This window comes from Longispora fulva, assembly GCF_015751905.1.
GTDB lineage: Bacteria > Actinomycetota > Actinomycetes > Mycobacteriales > Micromonosporaceae > Longispora > Longispora fulva.
Genome location: NZ_JADOUF010000001.1, coordinates 1,801,367 through 1,819,459 on the forward strand (window position 1 = coordinate 1,801,367; position 18,093 = coordinate 1,819,459).

General features: G+C 73.2%; 22 protein-coding genes. 12 read left to right on the plus strand and 10 right to left on the minus strand.

The window, feature by feature from the left end; all coding sequences use genetic code 11:
- Positions 1 to 165 precede the first annotated feature (165 nt).
- On the plus strand, positions 166 to 834 hold the full coding sequence (locus tag IW245_RS07855; protein ID WP_197002517.1) for a nitroreductase family protein: 669 nt from the start codon (positions 166 to 168) through the stop codon (positions 832 to 834).
- Here the strand turns inward: IW245_RS07855 and IW245_RS07860 are convergent.
- Complete coding sequence (locus IW245_RS07860; protein WP_197002518.1) at positions 811 to 1,179, minus strand: DUF3052 family protein; 369 nt, start codon at positions 1,177 to 1,179, stop codon at positions 811 to 813. The two genes, IW245_RS07855 and IW245_RS07860, sit on opposite strands and share 24 nt — an antisense overlap.
- 9 nt (positions 1,180 to 1,188) lie before the next feature.
- Entirely contained in the window at positions 1,189 to 2,103 is a 915-nt protein-coding gene (locus IW245_RS07865) for an alpha/beta fold hydrolase (RefSeq protein WP_197002519.1), read from the minus strand.
- A gap of 55 nt (positions 2,104 to 2,158) precedes the next feature.
- Between IW245_RS07865 and IW245_RS07870 the strand changes: the two genes are divergently transcribed.
- From IW245_RS07870 to IW245_RS07880, 3 genes are all read left to right on the plus strand, one after another.
- Positions 2,159 to 2,701 carry a TetR/AcrR family transcriptional regulator gene (locus tag IW245_RS07870; protein WP_197002520.1) on the plus strand — a complete coding sequence of 181 codons (543 nt, stop codon included), beginning with the start codon at positions 2,159 to 2,161 and terminating at the stop codon, positions 2,699 to 2,701.
- 46 nt (positions 2,702 to 2,747) lie between these two features.
- Entirely contained in the window at positions 2,748 to 4,010 is a 1,263-nt protein-coding gene (locus tag IW245_RS07875; RefSeq protein WP_197002521.1) for a DUF2254 domain-containing protein, read from the plus strand.
- A 91-nt stretch (positions 4,011 to 4,101) separates the two neighbouring features.
- Positions 4,102 to 4,668 (plus strand): hypothetical protein, encoded by a 567-nt coding sequence (locus IW245_RS07880; RefSeq protein WP_197002522.1) that lies wholly within the window; start codon positions 4,102 to 4,104, stop codon positions 4,666 to 4,668.
- 1 nt (position 4,669) lies between these two features.
- Here the strand turns inward: IW245_RS07880 and IW245_RS07885 are convergent, their stop codons facing one another.
- Positions 4,670 to 5,158 carry a VOC family protein gene (locus IW245_RS07885; RefSeq protein ID WP_197002523.1) on the minus strand — a complete coding sequence of 163 codons (489 nt, stop codon included), beginning with the start codon at positions 5,156 to 5,158 and terminating at the stop codon, positions 4,670 to 4,672.
- A gap of 70 nt (positions 5,159 to 5,228) precedes the next feature.
- On the opposite strand from IW245_RS07885, the gene IW245_RS07890 reads away from it, so the two are divergent.
- From IW245_RS07890 to IW245_RS07905, 4 genes are all read left to right on the plus strand, one after another.
- Positions 5,229 to 5,681 carry a MarR family winged helix-turn-helix transcriptional regulator gene (locus tag IW245_RS07890; protein ID WP_197002524.1) on the plus strand — a complete coding sequence of 151 codons (453 nt, stop codon included), beginning with the start codon at positions 5,229 to 5,231 and terminating at the stop codon, positions 5,679 to 5,681.
- Positions 5,682 to 5,786: 105 nt separating this feature from the next.
- The gene (locus tag IW245_RS07895) at positions 5,787 to 6,329 is read left to right on the plus strand and encodes an MOSC domain-containing protein (protein WP_197002525.1); all 543 of its coding nucleotides are present in this window, start codon (positions 5,787 to 5,789) and stop codon (positions 6,327 to 6,329) included.
- A 3-nt stretch (positions 6,330 to 6,332) separates the two neighbouring features.
- The gene (locus IW245_RS07900) at positions 6,333 to 6,947 is read left to right on the plus strand and encodes a class I SAM-dependent methyltransferase (RefSeq protein WP_197002526.1); all 615 of its coding nucleotides are present in this window, start codon (positions 6,333 to 6,335) and stop codon (positions 6,945 to 6,947) included.
- A gap of 98 nt (positions 6,948 to 7,045) precedes the next feature.
- Positions 7,046 to 8,104, plus strand: coding sequence for a cobalamin-independent methionine synthase II family protein (locus IW245_RS07905; RefSeq protein WP_197002527.1), 1,059 nt, complete (start codon positions 7,046 to 7,048; stop codon positions 8,102 to 8,104).
- A 136-nt stretch (positions 8,105 to 8,240) separates the two neighbouring features.
- On the opposite strand, the gene IW245_RS07910 is transcribed toward IW245_RS07905, so the two are convergent.
- From IW245_RS07910 to IW245_RS07920, 3 genes are read right to left on the minus strand one after another with little or no spacing between them, the layout of a single operon-like run.
- Entirely contained in the window at positions 8,241 to 8,591 is a 351-nt protein-coding gene (locus IW245_RS07910) for a hypothetical protein (protein WP_197002528.1), read from the minus strand.
- Positions 8,588 to 9,061, minus strand: coding sequence for an HIT family protein (locus tag IW245_RS07915; protein WP_197002529.1), 474 nt, complete (start codon positions 9,059 to 9,061; stop codon positions 8,588 to 8,590). The genes IW245_RS07910 and IW245_RS07915 overlap by 4 nt, the downstream gene beginning before the upstream one ends.
- A gap of 7 nt (positions 9,062 to 9,068) precedes the next feature.
- Positions 9,069 to 9,965 carry a LysR substrate-binding domain-containing protein gene (locus tag IW245_RS07920; protein WP_197002530.1) on the minus strand — a complete coding sequence of 299 codons (897 nt, stop codon included), beginning with the start codon at positions 9,963 to 9,965 and terminating at the stop codon, positions 9,069 to 9,071.
- A gap of 70 nt (positions 9,966 to 10,035) precedes the next feature.
- Here IW245_RS07920 and IW245_RS07925 point away from each other — a divergent pair, with 70 nt between their 5' ends.
- Entirely contained in the window at positions 10,036 to 10,917 is an 882-nt protein-coding gene (locus tag IW245_RS07925; RefSeq protein WP_197002531.1) for a dihydrodipicolinate synthase family protein, read from the plus strand.
- Positions 10,918 to 10,981: 64 nt separating this feature from the next.
- On the opposite strand, the gene IW245_RS07930 is transcribed toward IW245_RS07925, so the two are convergent.
- Positions 10,982 to 12,409 (minus strand): MFS transporter, encoded by a 1,428-nt coding sequence (locus tag IW245_RS07930; RefSeq protein ID WP_231398703.1) that lies wholly within the window; start codon positions 12,407 to 12,409, stop codon positions 10,982 to 10,984.
- 102 nt (positions 12,410 to 12,511) lie between these two features.
- Positions 12,512 to 13,405 carry a class I SAM-dependent methyltransferase gene (locus IW245_RS07935; RefSeq protein WP_197002532.1) on the minus strand — a complete coding sequence of 298 codons (894 nt, stop codon included), beginning with the start codon at positions 13,403 to 13,405 and terminating at the stop codon, positions 12,512 to 12,514.
- 77 nt (positions 13,406 to 13,482) lie between these two features.
- Between IW245_RS07935 and IW245_RS07940 the strand changes: the two genes are divergently transcribed.
- Positions 13,483 to 14,067 carry a helix-turn-helix domain-containing protein gene (locus IW245_RS07940; protein ID WP_197002533.1) on the plus strand — a complete coding sequence of 195 codons (585 nt, stop codon included), beginning with the start codon at positions 13,483 to 13,485 and terminating at the stop codon, positions 14,065 to 14,067.
- 142 nt (positions 14,068 to 14,209) lie between these two features.
- Here the strand turns inward: IW245_RS07940 and IW245_RS07945 are convergent, their stop codons facing one another.
- Together IW245_RS07945 and IW245_RS07950 are read right to left on the minus strand one after the other, a co-directional pair.
- Positions 14,210 to 14,854, minus strand: coding sequence for a response regulator transcription factor (locus IW245_RS07945; protein WP_197002534.1), 645 nt, complete (start codon positions 14,852 to 14,854; stop codon positions 14,210 to 14,212).
- On the minus strand, positions 14,854 to 16,788 hold the full coding sequence (locus tag IW245_RS07950; RefSeq protein ID WP_197002535.1) for a sensor histidine kinase: 1,935 nt from the start codon (positions 16,786 to 16,788) through the stop codon (positions 14,854 to 14,856). Before IW245_RS07950 ends, IW245_RS07945 begins: the two co-directional genes overlap by 1 nt.
- A gap of 156 nt (positions 16,789 to 16,944) precedes the next feature.
- Between IW245_RS07950 and IW245_RS07955 the strand changes: the two genes are divergently transcribed.
- Together IW245_RS07955 and IW245_RS07960 are read left to right on the plus strand one after the other, a co-directional pair.
- Positions 16,945 to 17,643: a hypothetical protein gene (locus IW245_RS07955; RefSeq protein WP_197002536.1), complete on the plus strand. Its 699-nt coding sequence runs from the start codon at positions 16,945 to 16,947 to the stop codon at positions 17,641 to 17,643.
- Positions 17,640 to 17,990, plus strand: coding sequence for a hypothetical protein (locus tag IW245_RS07960; protein WP_197002537.1), 351 nt, complete (start codon positions 17,640 to 17,642; stop codon positions 17,988 to 17,990). The genes IW245_RS07955 and IW245_RS07960 overlap by 4 nt, the downstream gene beginning before the upstream one ends.
- Positions 17,991 to 18,093: the final 103 nt, after the last annotated feature.

Sequence of the window (18,093 nt, forward strand, 5' to 3'; positions counted from 1 at the left end):
GCGGGCGCATGTGTGCGGGGCTGGGGATGAGGTGTGAGTTCGACCGGACCAGTGCGACACAGGGAAACGCCTCGCACACCCTGGATGTCACCTCCCCGCACGAGTGAAAACTATACCGGCGCAGGAAACGGAAGATCGCGAAGACTGTTGCGTAGACTGCCGTCTATGGAGTTTCGCGAGGTTCTGCGACGCCGCCGGATGGTCCGCGAGTACGACCCCGGCCGCCCCCTGTCCCCCGAGGTCGTCGAACGCGTCCTCGCCCACGCGCTGCGCGCCCCGTCCGCCGGGTTCTCCCAGGGCTGGGGGTTCCTGGCCCTGCAGGACAAGGCGGACCTGGACCTGTTCTGGGAGGTCAGCACGTTCGGGAAGGACAGCCGCAGCGGCCGGACGGCCGCGGCGAGCACCCTCGACGAGTGGCTGGCCGGGATGAGCACGGCGCCCCTGGTCGTCGTGGCGCACTCGCACAAGGACGCCTACCTCGACCGCTACGCCCGGCCGGACAAGGGCTGGACGGACCGGGCCGAGGACCGCTGGCCGGTGCCGTACTGGGACATCGACGCGGGCATGGCCGCCCTGTTGATGCTGCTCACGGCGGTCGACGAGGGGCTGGGCGCGTGCCTGTTCGGGATCCAGCCCGAAAACCACGACGCGTACCGGGAGGCCTTCGGCGTGCCGGAGGGTTTCGTGCCGGTCGGCGCGGTGTCGGTGGGCTACGCGGCAGACAAGGTCACTCCGGAGCGCCGGGCCTCGTTCGCCGCGCGCCGCCGGCCCGTCGAGGAGGTCGTGCACCGGGGGCGCTGGTCAGCGCAGCTACCGGCGGATGACGAGGCGTAGCCCGGACCACACGGCGTCGATGGCGCACACCTTGTTGTCGACCAGCCCGGTGGGCAGCGCGACGGCGCGGACCACGTCCTCGGTCATGTCGGTGGGCACCTTCGACGCCTTCTTCGGCCACGCCACCCAGAAGCCGGCCGCCGGGGTCATCGCCGCCCTGACCTGGGCCAGGCGGCCTTCGAGGTCGGCGCGGCTGGTCACGAACAGCACGATCACGTCGTACGGGCCGGCGTCGAGGGTGTCGTCGGCCTCGACGCCGGGCACCGTCCCGCCGAGGACGGCCACGGCCAGTCCGGGGGCGATGCCCAGTTTCTTCGGCAGGGGCGTGTCGGAGTAGCCGGCCATCCGCCCAGCCTACGGTGTGGCGAACAGCTCCAGGGCCTTGGCGACCACGACGTCCGGCCGGTCGTCGGCGAGGAAGTGCCCGGCGCCGCCGACGAACTCGATGGTCAGGTCGTCGGTGTAGTCCTCGTACCCGGCCATCAGCAGGGCGGTCGTGGCCTGGTCGGCGACCGGGTCCGCCGCGCCGGCCAGGATCCGGGTCCGGGTGCTCAGCCGGGTGTCGCGGTACGCCCCGGACATGAACCGGCGGGCCTCGGGCAGGATGAGGCCACGGTAGAGCTTCCCCGCCGCCCGGGCCCTGGCCGGGTCGCGCAGCGGGGCGAGGAACAGGGCGATGTCCGCCTCGGTGAACGCGTCGGGGGTGGCGGCGTAGCCGGTCAGCAGGTGCCGGGCCAGGCGCTGGCGGCCCCGGCCGAGCAGCCGGGGGCCGAGGCCCGGGGTGGCGATCACCCACTGGAACCACAGCTTCGGCATGACCGACAGGAGTCGGACGTTGAACCGCACGTACGGGTGCGGGCCGCCGAGCACGAGGTAGTCCCGGACCCGGTCGGGGTGCCCCAGGCAGAGCTGGAAGCCGACGATCGCGCTCCAGTCGTGGGCGATCAGGTGCACCCGGTCCAGGCCGAGGGCGTCGAGCAGGTGCGTGACGTCGGCCAGCAGCGGGCCGCTGGAGTAGCCGTCGGGCGGGGCGTCCGTCCAGCCGGCGCCGCGCAGGTCGGGGCAGATCACCCGGTGGTGGCGGGCGAGGCCGCCGATGACGTGCCGCCATTCCCACCAGTGTTCGGGGAAGCCGTGCAGGAGGAGGACCGGGTCGCCCCGGCCGGCCTCGGCCACGTGCATGCGCAGCCCGGGAAGTTCTACGTAGCGGTGCTCGACGCCGTCGAGCTGGGGGAAGGTCCCCTCGTGGGAGCGCGCTGTGATGTCCATGCCCTTCACGCTACTACTTTCATAGTGGCCAAGTCACTACATTTATAGTTTGGTCATGACGTCCACGAGAACCCGAGCGCTCGACGCCGCGATCGACCTGGTCGGGACCGAGGGCCTGCGCGCGCTCACCCACGCCCGGGTCGACGAGCGGGCCGGCCTGCCGAAGGGGTCCACCTCCAACCACTTCCGCACCCGTGCGGCCCTGCTGTCGGGCACCGTCGACGCGATCGCCGCCCGGGAGACCGCCGACCTCGGGAGCCCGTACTCGCCGGAGACCGCCGCCGACCTCGTGGAGATGCTCTGCGGCGTCATCGAGTACGCGACCACGGTCAACCGGACCACCACCACCGCCCGCCTCGTGCTGTTCATGGAGGCCAGCCACGACGCCACGATCCGCGAGGCCGTGTCGCGGGGCCGGGTGATGATGGAGGCCTGGGCCGTGCCGGTCCTGGCCCGGCTCGGCGCGCAGGACCCCCCGACGGCCGCCGCGGCGCTCATGGCCTGCGGCGAGGGGCTGATCCTGCACCGGATCGCCCGGCACGACACGTCCGACCCGCGCCCGCCCCTGGACCTGGTGGTGCGGGCCGCGCTCGACTGAGGCGGATTCGCCCTTTCCCGCCGGTCGCGTCATGCACGATGGGGACATGCGGCACTGGCGGGAGCGGGTCCGGTCGGCGTTCTGGCCGACACCCCTGTTCCTGCTGTTCCTCGGCATCGTGCTGCCGACGTTCACCGAACCCCTCGACGAGCTCGTGTCCCTGGACCCGACCCTGGTCACGGGCACCCCGCTCACCGACGAGACCAACCGGGCGGTCATCTCCACGATCGCCGCGGCGATGCTCAGCTTCCTGGGCGTGGTGTTCTCGATGTCCCTGGTCGGGCTGCAACTCGCCGCCAGCCAGCTGTCGCCCCGGGTGCTGCGGATCTACGCCCGGCTGCGGATCACGAAGATCACGCTCGGGGTCTTCCTGGCCACGTTCGCCTACTCGGTGACGGTGCTCGGCGTGATCGGCGAGAACAAACTCGACGACGGCACCTCCTACGTGCCGATCGTGTCCCTGGCCCTCAACTGGCTGCTGCTGTTCACCAGCCTCGTGCTGTTCGTGTTCTACGTGAACACGATCCTGCGCCTGATGCGCAGCACCTACATGATCGAGGCGGTGGCCAGCGAGGCGCGCGGGGTGATCGACGAGTGGTACCCGGCCGCCCGCCCCGACGAGTCGGCCACCGTCCCCGACCGCGCGCCCGACGGGGTGGTGCTCGCCGCCGAGCCGTCCGTGCTGACGTCCCTGAACTTCCGCAGGCTGGTCCGCACCGCCGCCCGTCAGGGGGTACTGCTGCGGGTCGTCCCCCGGGTCGGCGACTTCGTGGCCCGCGGCGCGCCTCTGGTGCAGGTCTGGGGCGAGCGGCTGCCGTACGCGTCGACGGTGCGCGGCGCGTTCCACTGGGGCCGGGAGCGGACCCTGCACGACGACCCGTCCTACGCGCTGCGGCTGCTCGTGGACATCGCGATCCGCGCCCTGTCGCCGGCCGTGAACGACCCGACGACCGCCGTGCAGGCCATCGACCGGATCGTGGACCTGCTCGCCGACATCGGCGCCCGCCCCGACGCCGCCGGGGTGCACCGCGACCGCCGGGGCGTGCCGAGGGTGATCGCCGAGGTGCCGGACTTCGCGAGCCTGACCCGGCTGGCGTTCACCGAGATCCGCCGGTACGGCGCCGACGCGCCCCAGGTGAGCCGCCGGCTGCTCGCCGCGCTCGACGACCTCGCGGTGATCCTGCCGCCGGAGCTGACGGGCGTGGTCGCCGCGCACCGGGAACTGCTGGCCGCCGCCGTGCGCAGGGCCGTGCCCGCGGGGGCGGAGCTGGCGATCGCGCTCACCCCGGACCGGCAGGGGCTCGGGTAGGGGTCACCCGTACCCAAATGATGATCTTGTGAAGGGTTCTGTCGGATTCCTGATAGGAGCGCGACGGGCGGGCACTGTGTACCTTGCTTCCATGGTCGAGGACAACGGGCTGGCCGCACGTCAGAAGCTGCCACCCCGGGTGCTGCCGTGGCTGCAGACCCTGCGGGGTTGGGAGAGCATGGAGCCGCCGCCCCGACCGCCCCGGTGGCGCAGGCTCAGCGCCACGGTGATCAGCGTCGCCGCCACGGTCGTGCTGCTGTCGCTGGGCATGGTCGGCTGGGACCGCGAGCACGGCCCCGTGGACACCGCCTCGGCGGTGCCGAGCGTGCCCGGCACCGGTGAGCGCACCACGGTCGCCGTGCGGGTCACCCCCGACACGCTGACCTCCTCGTGCGTCCCGAACGCCATGGCGGCGGCCGGCGTGTTCGTCACGGTGCGCCCGATCGGCCAGCCGGCCGAGGTCACCTACCGGGTCACCTACGGCGACGGCGCGTCGGAGACCGTCACCCGGAGCCTGGCCACGGGCGAGGCGTCCTTCGTCGACGAGCGCCGGCACGCCTGGGCCGCCGACGTCCGGCGCGCCTACCGGGTCACGGTCGAGGTGCTCGCGCCCGCGCCGGCCGGCGCCGCGGAGGGCCTGGTCACGATCCGGTGCTAGGTCAGGTGGCCGATCCGGCCGCCGCGCCGGTCGCCCGGTCGGTGCCCCAGCGGGCCACAGCCGCCTCCAGGTCGAGCTGGCGGCTGCGGGCCTCGCCGTCCCAGTCCTCGGCCGGCACCCGCCACATCACCTCGAACTCGATCCCGTCGGGGTCCTTGGCGTAGATCGACGTGGACACGTGGTGGTCGGTGGCGCCGACGATCGCGCCGCGTTCCTGGAGCCGCTCGGCCACCGCGAGGAGCTCGCCGAGGGTGCCGACCTCCCAGGCCAGGTGGTAGAGGCCGACCTGGCCCCGGCGCGGCGTGGTGGCCTGGGGGCCGACGGCGAACAGGCCCAGGTCGTGGTCGTTGGCGCTGCCGGCGGCCTTGAGGAACACCGCGCCCGGGTGGGCGGCGGACACCTCGAACCCCAGCGTGTAGGTGTAGAAGTCCACGGCGACGTCGGTGTCGCGGACGTAGAGCACCGCGTGGTTGAGCCTGCGGACGGCCATGTCGACTCCTTTAGTTGACGTGTCAACCAACCTAGCACATGGTTGACGAGTCAACCAATATGATGTGGGGGTGGATACCCGCTGGTTGACCCCCGAGGAGCTGCGCTCGTGGCGCTCCTACACCACCCTCACCGAGCTGCTCGAGGTCGAACTGGGCCGGGACCTGGGGCCCAGCGGCCTGTCGTACCCCGATTATCTGGTTCTCGTCATGCTCTCGGAGGCCGAACGGCACCGGCTGCGGATGCAGGACCTCGGCGCGGCCCTGTCGTGGTCCAAGAGCCGCCTGTCGCACCAGCTGCGCCGGATGGAGGGCCGCGACCTGGTCACCCGGGAGGACTGCCCGTCCGACGCGCGCGGCACCTACGCGGTGCTCGCCCCCGCCGGGCTCGCCGCGATCCGGGCGGCGGCCCCGCTGCACGTGGCGAGCGTGCGCCGCCTCGTCGTGGACGTGCTGACCCCCGACGAGCTGGCCAGTCTCGGCGCGCTGTCGGCGAAGCTGCTCGACCGGCTGCGCCCGCGGTGACGTGACCTGGGTCAACCGCCGCGATGGCGGGCGCCGGGCCGCCGATCCGGTGGGGGAGGATCCTCCTCCCCCACCGGATCGCACCGGGGATGCGAAGATCAACTCATGCAGGGAATCGTCACGGCCGTGAGCCGAAGCGGGGTACACGAGTTCAGCAAGGACAACCAGCCGTCGATCCGGCTGCTCGCCGGCCTCGGCGTGCAGGACGACGCGCACCTGGGGGTGACCGTCCAGCACCGGTCCCGGGTCGCCGCGGATCCGACGCAGCCGAACCTGCGGCAGGTGCACCTGATCGCCGCCGAACTGCTCGACGAGTTGGCCGCCGCCGGCTTCGACGTGGCCGCCGGCCAACTGGGCGAGAACGTCACCACCCGGGGCCTGGACCTGATCGCACTGCCCCGGGGGGCCCGGCTCCTGCTCGGCGACACCGCCGTCGTGCGGGTCACCGGACTGCGCAACCCGTGCGAGCAGATCAACGGGTTCCAGACCGGGCTGCTCAAGCAGGTCGTGGGGCGCGCCGACGACGGCACCGTCGTGCGCCGGGCCGGCATCATGGGGATCGTCGTGACCGGTGGCGAGGTGCGCCCCGACGACCCGATCTCCGTCGAACTGCCGCCGCCGCCGCACGAGCCGCTCGAGAGGGTCTGAGCCATGCGCTATCAGGATGTGGTAGGCGCGCTGCGCACCGCCTACGACGGCGGGGCCGCCGGCCGCGACCGCGAGGTCAAGGATCCGTGGAAGGTCACCGAGCGCGCGGACTTCCTCCGCCGGCTGACCGACGAGGGCCGCGAACGGCTGCTGGAGGTCGGCGCCGGCACCGGCCAGGACAGCTCCTACTTCCGCGACAACGGCCTCGACGTCGTCGCGGTCGACCTGTCCCCGGAGATGGTGGCGCACTGCCGGGCCAAGGGCCTGACCGCCCACGTCCGCGACTTCCTGGACCTGGGGTTCCCGCCCGGTTCCTTCGACGCGGTGTACGCGCTGAACTGCCTGCTGCACGTGCCCGACGCCGACCTGCCGGCTGCCCTGGAGGCCATCGCGGCCGTGCTGCGCCCCGGCGGCCTGTTCTTCCTGGGGGTGTACGGCGGCGTGGACTACGAGGGCCCCCTCGACGAGGACGAACACGACCCGCCGAGGTTCTTCTCCTGGCGCACCGACGCGCGGATCCGGGAGTTCGCGGCCCGGTCCTTCGAGGTCGTCGACTTCCACGTGGTCGGCACCGGCAACCAACGCTTCCAGTCCCTGACCCTGCGCAGGCCCGTCTAGCCGCTGCCGTGCCCCACCCCCCGACGCCGCCGATGTCGGGGGGAATTTCTTGATGTGGCGGTATCGATAAGAATGAAACTTTGATACCGTTTTGTACTATGAGTCTTTCCACGGAACAGATCGGCAGCATTCCGCGCCCCGCAGAGCTCATCGCCGGCGTCCAAGCACACGCCGCGGGCACTCTGTCCTCCGAAGACCTAACTGTGTTGTCCGACAATGCGTTACGGGACACCATCGAACGACTTGAGGCGACCGGATCCCCGGTCGTCACCGACGGCGAGCAGACCAAGCCCAGCTTCGCCACCTACCCGGTCGGGCCGCAGTTCGACGGCGAGGGCATCGTGCTGCCCTTCGCCGACGGGCACACCCGCCAACTCCCCCGCCTGGTCACGGGCCCGTTCCGCTACCAGGTGTACGCCGACGAGTACCTGGTGGCCGCCCAGCGTTTCGCCACCGTCCCGGTCAAGCAGGCCGTGATCGCGCCGTCCGCGCTGAGCCTGTTCTACCCGGCCGACGGCGTCGCGGGGTATCCGCGCGAGGAGTTCCTCGCCGACCTGATCGACGGGGCCGAGGCGGACGTGCGCCGCAGCCTCGACGCCGGGGCGCACGTCGTGCAGCTCGACTTCACCGAGGGCCGCCTCGCCGTCAAGCTCGACCCCAGCAAGGAGCTGCTGCGCTCGCTGATCGACCTGAACAACCGGCTCCTGGAGCGGTTCTCCGACGCCGAGCGGGCCCGGATCGGTCTGCACACCTGCCCGGGCGGCGACCAGGACTCCACGCACAGCGCCGATGTCGACTACGCGGAGCTGCTGCCGGACCTGTTCCGGATCGAGGTCGGCAACGTCTACGTCGCCCTGGCCGGCGAGTCCGACCCGGAGCGCGCCCTGTCGGTCATCGCACAGCACGCCCGGTCCGACCAGAAGGTGTTCGTCGGGGTCACCGACCCGATCGACCCCCGGGTGGAGACCGCGGAGGAGGTGCGCGACCGGGTGCTGACCGCCGCCCGGCACATCCCCGCCGACCGGCTGGGCACGTGCGACGACTGCGGATTCTCGCCGTTCGCCGACGACGTGTCGACGTCGCGGGAGATCGCGTTCGCGAAGATCGCGGCGCGGGTGGAGGGCACCAGGCTCGCCGCCGAGCAGCTCGGGGTCTGACCGGGTGGCGGGGGCCGCCCAGGGTCCCTGCCGCCCCAGCCCCTGCATGGGGTCACGGAGCCGATCTGCCCGGCGGCGCGAGTTCGCCGGGCAGATCGGCGAGCCGGCCCGCGCACAGTCGTACCGTGACGAAAGCCTAACCCCGGGTCAGCCACCGCCAGCGCGGCAGTTCCGTGACCACTGTGGCCGCCGCGAGCACCGACACCCCGACGGCGACCGGCGCCGGCCACGCCCACCACGACGACACCACCGCCGCGACCAGCTGCAGCACGACCAGCAGCACTGTCACGGCCCCGGGCACGGCCACCAGCACCTGCTTCTTGTCCCCCGGCGTGCCGAACACCGTCGGCAGCCCGATCAGGACCAGCACCGACACCACGGCTAACACCACTGAGTGCCGGGCAAGGGCCCACGGGGTGGCCACCCACGCGAACAGCTCGGTCGCGAACCGCAGCACGGACGGCAGCCGGTCCCCCGGCCGGGTCACGACGGCGACCCGTCGAAGTGGGCCCGGAGCCGATCGGCGTACGGGCGGCGCTCGGCGGCGGTGGCGTACTCGGGCAGCGGTCGCGTGCCGTAGAGGAGGTCGTCGGGGTACCGGGGGAACACGTGCACGTGGTAGTGCCACACGTCCTGGTAACCGGCGGGTTCGTTGTGCTGGCGGGTCGACACGCCGGCGCATCCGTAGCTGGCGCGCAGCGCGACGGCCACCTCGCGGACCAGGTCGTGCACGGCGTGTCCGGCGGCGGACGGCAGGTCATAGAGGGTCTCATGGTGGGCGGTCGGCACGACGAGCACGTGGCCCCGGTTCTTCGGCCACATCCGGGGCGAGATCAGCGCCAGGGCGGCGTCGGTGCGGCGCACGATGTCCGGCGGGCCGCTCAGGGCGTCGCCGCCGCCGGCCGCGAGCCGGCAGAAGGGGCAGTCGTAGTCGGGGGGCGCGTGGGTCACGGTCACCCGATGATCATGCCAGGGTCCATGCCGCCGTGGCCTCGTGCAGAGCCGCCACGCACGCGGCCACGGCGGGGTGGGTGGCCGCGCCCCGCCGGTAGGTGACCCGGGTGCGCCGGCGGGCGGCGAGCGGGACCAGGCGCACCCCGACCGGCGGCTGTGCGGCGGCCAGTTGCGGCACGAGCGACACGCCCTGCCCTGCCGCGACCAGCGCGAGCACCGCGGCGAAGTCGTCGGCGTGGTGGCGCACCAGCGGGGTGAAACCGGCCGTGCGGCACACCTGCGTGGCCACCGCGTGGCAGGCCGTCCCGGGACTGCCCACGATCCAGGCGGCGTGCCGTGCCCCGCCGACCGGGTCACCGCCCAGGTCAGGGCTGTCGACGGGTACGGCAAGATAGACCGTCTCCTCCAGCAGCGCCACCGCGTCGAGGGCCTGGTCGGGCTCGACCGGCATGATGTCGTAGTCGTGCACCAGGGCCACGTCCAGCCGCCGTTCGCGCAGCGCCTCGGGCACCGCGACCGGGTCGAGCTCTGTCACCCGCAGTTCGAGCCCGGGGTGCTCGCGGCCCAGCGTGACCAGTGCCGCCGGCAGCAAGGTCCGCACCGCGGTGGGGAACGCGCCGATCCGCAGCGGTCCCGACAGTCGCCCGCCGACCGTGGCCAGCGCCGCACTGGCCCCTTCGAGGGCGGCCAGCACCGCCTCGGCGTGCCGGACGAGCACGACACCGGCCGGGGTCAGCACCACCGTGCGCCCCGTCCGTTCGAGCAGCGGCACACCGGCCTCGCGTTCCAGCACGGCGAGCTGCTGGGAGACGGCGGACGGCGAGTACGTGTGCGACCTGGCCACGGCGGCGATCGTGCCCAGCTGCGCCAGGTCGCACAGCAGTCTGAGTCGGCGGACATCGAGCATCAGTTCAGCTTACGGTGGTGCGCACAAAGCTGAACTGGACCTGACGGTCGCGCCCGGCGAGGCTGGACTCATGACACTCACCGGCCTGTACGTGCCCCTGATCACCCCGTTTGACACCACCGGAGCCGTGGCCCTCGACGCGTTGGAAGCCCTCGCCCGCCAGGTTCTCGCCGCCGGGGCCACCGGGGTGGTCGCGCTGGGCACCACGGGAGAACCGGCGGCCCTCACCGGCCCGGAACGCCGGGCCGTCCTCGACACCGTCGCGCGGGTCTGCCGGGAACGCGGCGCGGCACTCCTGGTCGGGGCGAACACCCCCGCCGAGCTCGACGCGCTGCGGGACCGGCCCGAGGTCGTGGCCGCGCTGAGCCTGGTGCCGCCGTTCACCCGACCGGGCGAGGCCGGGGTGCTGGCCCACTTCCGCCGGCTCGCGGGCGGCAGCCCCGTACCCGTCGTGATCTATCACGTTCCCTACCGGACCGGGCAGAGCCTGTCGGCGGTGGCCCTGCGGCGGCTGGCCGCGCTGCCCGGCGTGGTGGGCGTCAAGTACGCCGTCGGCGGGATCGACGAGGACACTGTCGCGTTGATGGCCGACCCGCCGGCCGGGTTCGCGGTCCTCGGCGGCGACGACGTGTTCGTCTCACCGCTGCTGGCCCTCGGCGCGCACGGCGCGATCCTCGCCTCGGCCCACGTGGCCACGGAACGGTTCGTCGAACTCGTCGAGGCGTGGCGGTCCGGGGACGCCGTTCGGGCCCGGGCCCTCGGACACCGCCTCGCGGAACTGGCCGCGGCGCTGTTCGCCGAGCCGAACCCCACCATCGTGAAGGCGGTGCTGCACGCCCGGGGGGTCATTCCCACGGCCGGCGTCCGGCTGCCGCTGCTGCCCGCGGGTGGGGAGACGACGCGCGCGGCCCTGCACCACGCCGAGGCGCTGCGGCCGGCACACGTCGGGTAGCCGCCCGATGCCCGACGTGACCTGCAGCCCTTGCCCGGCGCGGCGGGGCGGGCGACCCGAAGGGCTACGCCCGCTGGGCGTTGGCCGGCCGCGTCCTCGCCGCGACCGTGAGGGCGACGACGACCAGCCCCGCCGCGACCGCGAACGTGATCCGCATGCCGGTGGCCACGGCCCCCGGGCCCGCCGTCGTGACGTCGGTCGTCGCCGAACCGAGTGCGAACACGGCGCCCATGACGGAGGCGCCGGTGACGAGTCCGAGGTTGCGCGACAGGTTGAGCATGCCGGAGACCACGCCCCGCCGGTCCGGGCTGACATCCGTCATGACGGCGGTGTTGTTGGCCGTCTGGAACACCGCGTAGCCGACCGTGGTGACCGCGATGGGGACGATGTAGCCGGCGACGCCCGACGACGCCGGCAGTACCGCCAGCAGGCCGCACCCGGCGGTCATCGCGGCGAGTCCGACGACCGTCATCCGCCGCACCCCGAACCGGTCGGCGATCCGGCCGGCCGGTACCCCGGTCACCGCGGTGACCAGCGGTCCGACGGACAGCGCGAGTCCCACGAGCGCCTCTTTCAGCCCGAGGGCGCGCGACAGGTAGAACGGCCCGACCACCAGCGTCGCCATCATCACCGTCGAGACGAGCGCGCTCATGGCCAGGCTCGCGCTCAGCGCCCGGTCGCGGAACATCGCCCACCGGATCAGGGGTGATGCGGCCGTCGCCTCGGCGCGGACGAACAGGGCGACCCCGACGGCCGCCGCGATGAGGAGTGCCGCGTTGAGCGTGCCGAACCTGCCCCGCCCCAACGTCATGGCCAGCGCGTACGCCGCGAGGGTCCCCGCCAGCAGCAGCGTGCCCACGTGGTCGAACCGCGCCCGGTCGGCTTTCGGCTCCCGGCGGTCGGCCGGCAGGTGGCGGTGGGCGAGGACGAGGGTGAGGACGCCCAGGGGCGCGTTGACGAGGAAGATCGACCGCCAGCCCAGTTCGGCGATCAGGACGCCGCCGAGTGAGGGCCCCAGGGCGGTGCCGATCGCCGACATCGTCCCGAGCAGTCCCATGGCGCTGCCGGTCCGCGCCTTGGGCACCGTCTCCCCGACGAACGCCATGGTCAGGGCCATCATGATGGCGGCCCCGAGTCCCTGGGCAGCGCGGGCGGCGATCAGCAGCGGCAGGGTCGGCGCGGCCCCGCACAGCACCGACGCGGCGGTGAACAGGGAGATACCGGCCAGCAGGAGCCGGCGGCGGCCGATGATGTCCCCGAGCCGGCCGACGCTGACGATCAGGGTGGTGATGGCCAGCAGGTAGGCCAGGACGATCCACTGGACCTCCTGGAAGGAGGCGGTGAACGCGTGCGCCAGCGTCGGCAGGCCCACGTTGGCGATGCTGGTGCCGAGGGAGGCCAGCAGCATCGACAGCGAGAGGCTGGCGAGCGCCCACCGGGCCGACGACGTCAGCCCGGTGGGCTGGTCCTGTAGTGCGCTGGGCGATGTCAAGGTTCGGCTTCCTTCTCCCGGCGACTCCCGGTCCCGGGACGCCTGGTCCGTGCTTCCTGTGGTCCGGGCTGCCCGGCGGATGGTGGGAGCGGTGCCTGCCGGTCACCGCGGCTGGTGCACGCCTGTGAACACCGTGGTCGCCGACAGCAGGAACGCGTCGGGGCGCTGCAGGACGCCCTCCGGCGCCTCGGGGTCGACCAGCACGTCGAGCGTCGCGCGGTCCTCGGCGTCGAGGGCCTCGGCCATCGAGTCCCGCAGCCGGGACAGGTGGGCGTGCAGGTAGGCGCGGGCGGCCGGGCTAAGCGGCGCCGGCAGGTCGAGCAGGGAGGTGAAGCCGCCGACCCCGGTGAGCCCGGCGCGGGTGAACATCGCCGGCCAGTCCTCGACGACCCGGGTACTGCCGGGCAGTTCGGTCCGCATGACCTCGAACCACTGCTCCTGGATGACGTCGAGCCGCGCCTGCAGTCCCGGCCGGCCGAGGCCGATGTCGCGCGGCAGGAACCGCATCGGCAGGCCGCCCTCCGCCACGGCGAGCACCCCGCCGGGCCGCAGCAGGCCGGCGAGTCCGTCGAGCGCCGCCTGCTGGTCGCCCAGGTGGTGCACGGCCCTGCTGCTCCACACCAGGTCCGCCGTGCCGAGGCCGCCGTCGAAGCCCGCGGGCAGTTCCGCCCGCTCGACGGCCACCCTGCCGCCGAGGCCGAGCCGGCCCGCGCGGGCCAGGGCGCGGTCGAGCAGCCCCGGCGCGCCGTCCACGGCGACCGCCTGGGCGGTCGGGAAGGTCTCGGCGAACACGCAGGTCATGACGCCCGGCCCGCTGCCGACGTCCAGGACCCGCCGGACCTCGCGGTCCGGGCCGAGCAGGTCACGCAGTCGGGCGGCGGTCGCGCGCAGCACGGGCAACTGCAGTTCGCCGTTGGTCTCCAGGTGGCTGGCCATCACCTCCCAGTCGATGTCGGTGTCGTGGTGTGCGTGTCCGGAATGGCTGTGTGCGCTCATGTCCCGAAGCGTGCACCGACCGGGTGATCCCGGCAACTTCTGTTGCCATTTCCGGGACGGCGCTGTGCAATGGCCGCATGGACACCCCAATGCCCTACCAGGCGGTCCTCGACGAGGTCGCCCCCCGGCTCCGGCGGCTGCGCACCAAGCGCGGCATCACCCTGGCCGCATTGTCCGAGGCCACCGGCATCTCCAAGAGCACCCTGTCGCGGCTGGAGTCCGGCCAGCGCCGCCCCAGCCTGGAGTTGTTGCTGCCGCTGGCCGGCGCGTACAACGTGCCGCTCGACGACCTGGTCGGCGCGCCGGAGGTGGGCGATCCCCGGGTGCGGCTGACGCCGCGGACCATGCCGAACGGCGGGACGGTCGTGCCGTTGACCCGGGGGCCGGGGCCGCTGCAGGCGTACAAAATGATCATCACGGACCGGGGTGCCGACCCGGACCTGCGCACCCACGAGGGCTACGAGTGGTTGTACGTGCTCGACGGCCGGCTGCGCCTCGTCATCGGCGAGCACGACCTGGTCCTCGGCCCCGGGGAGGCCGCGGAGTTCGACACCCGGGTGCCGCACTGGTTCAGCAGCGCCGACGGGCGGCCGGTGGAGATCCTCAGTCTGTTCGGCCGGCAGGGTGAGCGGATGCACGTCCGGGCGAAGCCCCGGACATAACGCCGTGCCCACATAACAGGAATTATGGTGTACCCCACGAAGGGGGTTTCCTGCCCTCATTATCGGATTAGCGGTAACGATAATCCGATAATGACCCGGGAGTGGTCCACACTCGAGTACCCCCGGGTTTCGTCACGGTACGTCAGTGCTGGCGGCCGAGTCCCCCGTCGCGGGCCCGCACGATCGCCTCCGCCCGGGTGGCGACCTGCAACTTGGCGAAGATCGTCGAGATGTGGTTCCCGACGGTCTTGCCCGCCAGACCCAGCCGGCGCGCGATCGTCGCGTTGGGCAGCCCGGCGGCGATCAGGTCGAGGACCTCGCGTTCCCGGGGCGTGAGTTCCGGGAACGGCGGCTGCGCCGTCGGCGACGGGTTGCCGAAGAAGTTCAGCACCCGGCGGGCCACGCCCGGGCCGAACACCGCCCCGCCCCCGGCGACCGTGGTGATGGCCCGGGAGATGTCCTCCTGCGACGCGCCCTTGACGAGGTACCCGCGCGCCCCGGCCCGCATCGCGGCGAACACGGTCTCGTCGTCGTCGAACATCGTCAGCACCAGGACCGCGACGTCGGGTGCGAGCCGGCTGATCTCCGCGGTGGCCGCGACGCCGTCGAGGTCGGGCATGCGCAGGTCCATCACGAGGACGTGCGGCTGGTGGGTGACGGCGGCGCGGACGGCCTCGCGACCGGTCGCGGCCTCGGCGAGGAGTTCGATGTCGGGCAGGGAGGAGAACAGCACCCGCAGGCCGTCGCGGACCACGGGATGGTCGTCGGCGATCACGACTCGGATCATCAGGGCACCGCCAGGGGCAGGACGGCCGTCACCCGGCCGCCGGTGGGCGTCGGGCCGGCCGTGCAGGTGCCGCCGAGTTCGGCGGCGCGTTCGCGGATCGAGGTCAGCCCGACGCCCGGGGTCCAGGCGCCGTCGGCCGGCCCGTCGTCGACGATGGTCATCCGCACCGCCGAGTCGACGACCAGTTCGACCCGCGCGGTGCCGGCGCGGGCGTGCCGGGCCACATTGGTCAGCGCCTCGGTGCCGATCCGGTACGCGGCCACCTCCACCGCCGCCGGCAGTACCGGAAGGACGGCCGGGGCCTCGACGGTCACCGTCAGCGGCAGGGCCTGGCCGTGCCGGCGGAGCGCCCCGGCCAGGCCGAGCTCGTCGAGGGCCGGTGGTCGCAGGCCGTAGACGAGGCGGCGCAGGTCGTCGATCGCGTCGCGGATGTCGCGGCGCAGCTCGGTCAGCAGGGCCGCGGCCCGCTCCGGTGCGCCGGCCACGAGGTTGTGCGCGGCGTCGGCCTTGAACCCGGCCCCGGTCAGCGCCGGGCCGAGTCCGTCGTGCACCTCGCGGTGCAGCCGGCGGCGTTCCTCCTCCCGGGCGGCGACGATCCGTTCGCGGGACGCCTGGACCTCCTCGGCGAGGGTGGAGGCGTGCAGGGCCGCGGCCAGCGGGGCGGCGAGCAGGTCGAGAACGGCCAGGTCCGCCGGGGCCAGCCGCCGGTCGCCGGGGCGCACGCCGACGAGCAGTTCGCCCGCGCGGGTGCCCCGGAACACCAGCGGCACGGTGTGCAGGGTGGTCGGTGGCTGGCCGGACGCGGCGAGTTCGTGCCCGTCACGGCGCAGTGCGGCGAACGGTAGCCGTAGCGCGTCGCGGGTGCCTTCGAGCACCCCGGTGAGGTCGTCGGCCGCGAGCCGCGCGCCGACCCGTGACACGGCCCGGACCGGGTCGGACCGTGAGCCGTACAGCAGCCGGTCCACGCCGCGTTGCAGCCGGACCCGGGCCGGGTTGAACGCGAGCGCGATGACGAGGGTGGCCACGACCGGCGCCCCGCTGCCGCGCAGCAGCGCGTCGAAGGCCGCCAACAGTCCGGTGTAGGCGGCGATCACGGAGGCGGTGAGCAGCAGGTAGCCGACGGTGCGGGACAGGACGAGGCGGATGTCGAGCAGCTGGTGGCGCAGGATCGCGATGGTGATCGCCACCGGGACGAGCGGGACGGCCAACAGCAGCAGGATCGGGCCGCCGCCCACGAGCCAGCGCGGCAGGTTCAGCCCGACGGCGACGGTGACGGCGAGGACCAGCCACAGCAGTTGGCGGCGCAGCTGTTCGTCGCCGCGCCGGTAGCGGACGACGAGGCCGGCGAGCGCGGCGAGCAGGGAGAACAGCGGGGCCAGGTTGCCCACGAACGCCAGCGGGCCGGGGAGGGCCAGCGCCAGGTACGAGTGGATCCCCCGCACCGGCTCGGACTCCGTGGACATGGCCAGCGCGAACAGGGCTCCGAAGAGCACGGTCAGCCCCAGCGTCCACCGCCAGCGTGGCGACACCGGCCGGCCGGTCGGGAACAGGTGCAGCGCCAGGGGCCAGAACATGCAGATGCCCCAGGGCCAGGCGAGGTAGAAGACGCTCAGCAGGGTGCGCAGTACCGGATCGGGCCAGTGGTGGGTGGCGCCGTACAGCCCGACCTGGCCGGCTGCCGCGGTGGTCAGCGGGGCCAGGCCGGTGGCGAGCAGGAGCCAGCCGACCGGGTTGCGGGGCCGCTGGGTGGCGAGGATGCCGCCGCACACCGCGAAGCCGACGCCGATCGCGGTGTTGGTGACCACGTACGAGTCGATCAGGTCACCGGCCGCCACCCGCTGACCGAGGGCCACGACGGACACGGTGAGCACCTCGACGGCCGCGACCGCGCACAGCGCCCACGCCAGGGTCCGTTGCCATCTCGGTGCGCTCACCACCCCATCCTGGGCCATGGATCCCGGATGCGGAGGGGGGCTGGCCCCTAATCGTGCCGGGCATCTTCCCGACCGCGGCGGGACGCCGGCCTCAACCGGTCGGGGGCGGGTGGGCTGGAACGTGGACGGTGTTCCCGTTCCCGAAAGGAGTGTCCGATGACCACCCCACGCGACACCCGCACCGTCCGACGGGTCGGTGCCGCTGTGCTCCTGCCGCTCGGACCGCTGTCGATCGCCGTGCTGCGCGGCGTCCTGCCGTACTTCGGCACCGGCGACGACCAGGAGACCATCACCGCCACGGCGGCGCACCTGGGCCGGCAGGACGCCGTGCTGTGGCTCAGCGTGCTCGCCCTGGTCACGCTCATCCCGTCCGTGCTGGCCGCCGGACGGCTCGCCCAGCGGCGCGCCCCGGCGCTCACCCTCGCCGGCCTGGTACTGCTGGTGCCGGCTTTCGCGGCGCTGCCGTTCTTCGCCGTCGACCCGACCGTGCGGGTACTGGCCAGCGGCACCGTCGATCCGCGCACCGCCGCGACCCTGCTGACCGAACTCAGTGGACTGGCGCCGGTGGCCGTCGCCGGGGTGATCTTCGTGGCCGGTCACGTGGTCGGCATGGTGCTGCTCGGTGCGGCCCTGTGGCGGTCCGGCGCGGTACCGGCCTGGGCGGCCGTCGCCGTCCTCGTGTCCCAACCACTGCACGCCGTGTGCACCGCCGCCGGGTTCCAGCTGCTCGACGCCTGCGCGTGGGGGCTGACGGCGCTCGGGTTCGCCGTGGCGGCCTGGCGCGTGCTGCGCACCCCGGATGACGCCTGGGACCTGGGTCCCACCGTTGCCGTACCCGTCAGGAGGACGTCATGAGAATGTTGCGTACTGGTCTGGTCATCGCCGCTCTGCTGGGTTTGGCCGACATCGGCTCGGCCTTCGCCGGCGGGGAGCAGGGCCCGCCCACCGCGGTCGTCGTCGCCGACGTGATCCTGGGCCTTGTCACCGTCGTGGCCGTCGGCCTCGGGTGGCGGGGCCGCCGGGTCGCCGTCGGCACGGTCGTCGGCGCGCGGGTGCTGTCGGCGCTGAGCGCGGTGCCGGCGTTCTTCGTGGCCGACGTGCCCACGGAGCTCAGGGTCGTCGTCGCCGTGATCCTCGCGTTGACTGTCGCGGCGGTGGGACTGCTGCTCGCAGCGCCCCGCGTCGCCGGGGAGCGCCGGTAGACGGGGCCGGTCGGCCCGCCGCGCCTGAGGGGGCGGAGTCGGCATCGGGTGAGTTCTGAGCGGGGCGCGGACCACATGGTCCGCGCCCCTTCGGACAATCTGC